The following is a 911-nucleotide window of genomic DNA, read 5'->3' on the forward strand; positions in this document are numbered from 1 at the left end:
GGCTGTCGATCAAAGTATTAAGGGCTTAAATGCGTATTTATTTGAAAATTTCCCAGATGTGCAAGCAACCTTAAAGCGAATTGAAAACGGTACACCGGTGAAAAATCCCGTTGAATATCGCCTATACGCAAAAGATATCGAGACCTTATTTGAACGAGTCGATGCCCTGAAAGCCAAGATGTCTGAGCTGTCTGAACTTACAAATATTAATGATGATTGGGGTATTCAGACGAAGAAGTTTGAAGTGATTATTGATCAGACTAAAGCGCGTCGCGCAGGTATAACCAACGAAGATATCGCGGTTTCATTGCAGACGGGTTTGAGCGGCTTAGAGCTGACAGAGTATCGACGTGGCGAAGATATTATTCCCGTATTACTTCGAACCAAAGAGTCAGAACAAGATGATATTTCGAAGTTAGAGGGGATCTCTGTGTATGTGCAGTCTACAGGTGATTCCTTGCCTCTGAAGCAAGTCGCCGATCTGAAGCTAATATGGGAGCCCGCTAAAATTTTGCGTCGAGATCGAATCAAAACGGTCACTGTCGGAGCGCAACTCATTGATGGTGTCACAGCTACTGAAGCATTTGAGAAATTGACTCCATGGCTTGAAGAGCAGTCACAGAATTGGGAATTAAGTGCGAGTTATGAGCTTGGTGGCGAGTTTGAGAGCTCGGATAAGGCAAATGAGTCTATTGCTGCAAAGCTACCGATAGCTGGCTTTTTAATTCTGATTTTGTTGGTCGCGCAATTTAATTCTCTTCGCAAGCCTGCGATTGTTTTAATGACGATACCTCTAGGGTTTATTGGTGTCGCGATTGGTCTCGTTGTGGCTCATTCATTCTTTGGGTTCATGACGCTACTTGGTGTGATTTCACTGGCTGGTATCGTTATAAATAATGCGATTGTATTAC

The 911-nt window shown here is 43.2% G+C and carries 1 protein-coding gene; it reads left to right on the forward strand.

Going from position 1 to position 911, the window contains the following annotated elements; all coding sequences use genetic code 11:
• Nucleotides 1–911: efflux RND transporter permease subunit (locus A3738_RS08960; protein WP_197473743.1), on the forward strand; the 911-nt coding region annotated here is incomplete at both ends.

Source organism: Oleiphilus sp. HI0066 (assembly GCF_001635725.1).